Origin of the sequence: Desulfovibrio sp. 1214_IL3152 (assembly GCF_036763055.1) — a bacterium.
Lineage (GTDB): Bacteria > Desulfobacterota > Desulfovibrionia > Desulfovibrionales > Desulfovibrionaceae > Desulfovibrio.
Genome location: NZ_JBAIYW010000138.1, coordinates 1 through 3,380, shown reverse-complemented (window position 1 = coordinate 3,380; position 3,380 = coordinate 1). Strand labels below are relative to the sequence as shown.

General features: G+C 56.3%; 2 protein-coding genes. One reads left to right on the top strand and one right to left on the bottom strand.

Annotated features, from left to right (window positions below; translation table 11 throughout):
* Positions 1–43: 43 nt before the first annotated feature.
* Entirely contained in the window at positions 44–1,285 is a 1,242-nt protein-coding gene (locus tag V6C07_RS02885) for a GNAT family N-acetyltransferase (RefSeq protein WP_333534878.1), read from the top strand.
* Between the two features lie 433 nt (positions 1,286–1,718).
* On the opposite strand, the gene V6C07_RS02880 is transcribed toward V6C07_RS02885, so the two are convergent.
* Complete coding sequence (locus V6C07_RS02880) at positions 1,719–3,110, bottom strand: aminopeptidase (protein ID WP_333534877.1); 1,392 nt, start codon at positions 3,108–3,110, stop codon at positions 1,719–1,721.
* Between the last annotated feature and the right edge of the window lie 270 nt (positions 3,111–3,380).

The following is a 3,380-nucleotide window of genomic DNA, read 5'->3' as shown; positions in this document are numbered from 1 at the left end:
GCAGGCCGCAGAGACGCGCGGAAAGGCCGATGCCGCCACGGCTGTGGGCGAAGGCCGACTGCAAGGCTCCGGCCTTCATGACGCCTTTGAATTCCGCCAGCTCGGCAAAGAAGATTTTGAACAGTTCGAGGCGCTGCTGCGTTATGCCTTTCAGGTAAGCTCGTCCGAAATGGCCCGTATCGGCTGGTCGGACAAAGAGATGAAGCAGTCCAAAAAACCCATCTTCGAAGCTTCGCACGTTATGGGCTGGTTTTATAAGGGACGCCTGGCCTCGCAGATAGTCATCTATCCGATGGAGGTGAACGTACAGGGCGAAATCTGCAAGATGGGCGGCATCACGGGGGTCGCCACCTATCCCGAATACACGGGCCGGGGGCTTATTCATTCGCTTTTGGGCAAGAGCCTGGAATACATGCGCGCAGAGCAGCAGATCATTTCTTACCTTTGCCCCTACTCCATCCCCCTGTACCGCAAGCACGGATGGGAAATTGTTTCGGACAAGATGACCTTCGCCATCAAGGACACCCAGCTTCCGGCGCGCCGCGCCGTGGACGGGCTGATAGAACGTGTGGACATCGAAAGTGAGGACCTGCACAGGGTTTACAAATATTTTGCCCTGCAGGAGCACGGCGCGCTCATACGCGGCGCGCTGGAGTGGGAAGAATACTGGCGGTGGGATTCGGACGACGTCATGGCGGCGGTATATTATGGGGCGGACCGCAAACCATTGGGTTATGTTGTTTATTACATTGAAAATGAGGTTTTCAGCATCAAGGAAATGGTCTACCTGAATCAGGAGGCCAAGTCCGGCATCTGGAATTACATCAGCGCGCATTTTTCAATGATCACCCGGGTCGAGGGGAACAACTACACGGGCGAGGCCATTGCCTTCCAGTTTGAAGACAGTGAGATAGACGAGACCATCCAGCCTTACGGCATGGCCCGCATAGTGGACGTGCAGCGCTTTATGGAATTTTATCCCTACCAGTTCAGCGACCCCAGGCTTACGCTGGACTTTGAGGTCAGAGATCCCATCGCCCCCTGGAACAACGGCATATTCCACATGAGCTGGCAGGAGGGCGAGGCCGTTTGCGAGCAGGTTTCCACATTTCGTTCGGGTCACCGTATCAGCCTGGATGTTCAGACGTTGACCACCATGTTTATGGGGTACAAACGGCCGACCTATCTTTACAACAATGACCGTATTGATATGGACTATCATCTGCTCAAGACGCTTGAGGCCCTGATTCCGCCGGATAAGCCCTATTTTTCAGACTACTTTTGATGTCAAAGGCCGTGCGGAAGTTTTTTGCTCCGCGCAGGCAGATATTTCGCAGGCCAGAATATTCACCAGTGCAATGCAAACGCAGCTTGAACCGTATGCCCTTGGGGTCGCGGCTGAAGCTGCGTTTGCCTGTTTCTGGCGGGGATCTGTTCGCGCCGTTGTGGAGCATTTCACTTTGAAGCGCTCCACATTTTAAAGTTTTCATTCAGCCGAAAAATGCGATTTTCTGCCGAACCCACGCCACATTGTGGCGCGCTGCACTTTCGTGCCGCATTAGAGCAATTCACGAATGAAACGAGTCAACTGCTCTGCAAGGATTTTCCTGAAAATCCTTGCCACGAAATGCGAGCAGGCGGGCTTTTGCCTGTCGTAAGCAAGCATTTCAAGTGTTAAATTCTCTAGAGCATTGACATTTTTTCAAAGTTAAAATGCTCTATATCTGGATGTCTGATTCAAGAAAGGCCCGGTATGCCCGCACAGTGGCGTGCAGATCGGCGCAGCTTGCCAGTTCAAAGGGGCTGTGCATGGACAGGACGGCTGGGCCAAGGTCAATGACGTGCATGCCGTAGGCGGCCAGGAAAAGAGCCACCGTGCCGCCGCCGCCGTGGTCCACGCGGCCGAGTTCCGCTGCCTGCCAGGGGATGCTTTTACTGTTGTAAAGGTTGCGCAGCGCGCCGAAAAATTCCGCATCGGCCTCGCTGGCCCCGTATTTGCCGCGTGAGCCTGTGAACTTGGAAAAGCAGGGACCGTAGCCCATCTGGGCGGCGTTCTGCTTTTCGTGCACTTCCTGAAAGTCGGGGTCCAGGGCTGCCTGCACGTCGGCGGAGAGGGCGCGGGTTTCCATAAACACGCGGGACGCGAGTACGTCCGGCGCCCAGGCGCGGGTCAGGTCTTCCACGCAATACTGAAGAAAGCGTGAGGCCGCGCCGGTGGCCCCGTCCGAACCGATTTCTTCCTTGTCCCAAAAAATGACGGCCATGCTGCGGCCTGTGGCTTCGGCCTCCAGCAGGGCCTCAAGGGCCGTGAACACGCAGATGCGGTCATCCTGTCCGTAACCGCCCACCAGTGCCTTGTCAAAGCCCACAAAGCGGGCCGGTCCGGCGGGAACGGCCTGAAGCTCGGCCGTGATAAGGTCCTCTTCGGTAATGCCGTATTTTTTGTTCAGGATTTCCAGAAGCTGCGTTTTTATGGCTTCTTTGGGCGCATCTTCTTTTTTGCCCTTGCCTGCGGCCTTGGGGCTGTGTCCAAGAATGATGTTGAGCTTTTCGGCTTCAAAGGCGTCGCTGACGGTCTGGGCTGCCTGCTTCTGGGCCAGGTGGGGCAGCAGGTCGGCAATGCAGAACACCGGCTCTCCCGCCTTTTCACCGATGGTGACCTCAAGGACGGAGCCGTCGCCGCGCACCACCACGCCATGCAGGGCCAGGGGGCGCGCCAGCCACTGATACTTGCGTATGCCGCCGTAATAGTGCGTTTTTGCCTGGGCACCACCGGGCTGCTCAATGAGCGGGCGCTGCTTGAAGTCCAGGCGAGGCGTGTCGGTATGGGCGGCAATGAGGGCAAGGCCCTGTTTCAGCGGCAGCGTGCCGCGCCTTGCGGCGAAAATGGCTTTGCCGCGCATGGGACGCATAACACGGTCAGCGGTGAAGTCTTCAGTATAGCCGTGTTCCGCCAGGCGCTGGCGCACATATTCCACGGTTTCGCGTTCTGTTTTGCAGTGCGTAAGAAAATCCATATAGCGAACCGCCAGGGCTTCCATTTCTTTGCGCGTTTTGGCGTCCGCGTTTTCCCAGGCGTTTTGGGGCTTGTAGGCCAGAGTCTTTTCCATGCTGTTTTCCTTTATGGCCGCCGAAACGGCAGCCTGTCATTTTTGCGGTCTCTGCCGTCTGCATTTGGAGCATTTACCACTTGAAATGCTCACTTACGGCGGGCAAAGCCTGCCTGCTTACATTTCGAGGCAAGGATTTTCCTGAAAATCCTTGCAGAGCAGTTAACTCATTTCATTCGTAACCTGCTCTATATAATCTCTTTTGCGGCCATAGCCAGAGCCTCGCGCAGCACGCGCAGCAGCACGGGCCTGTCTTCGGCGGCCAGGGTG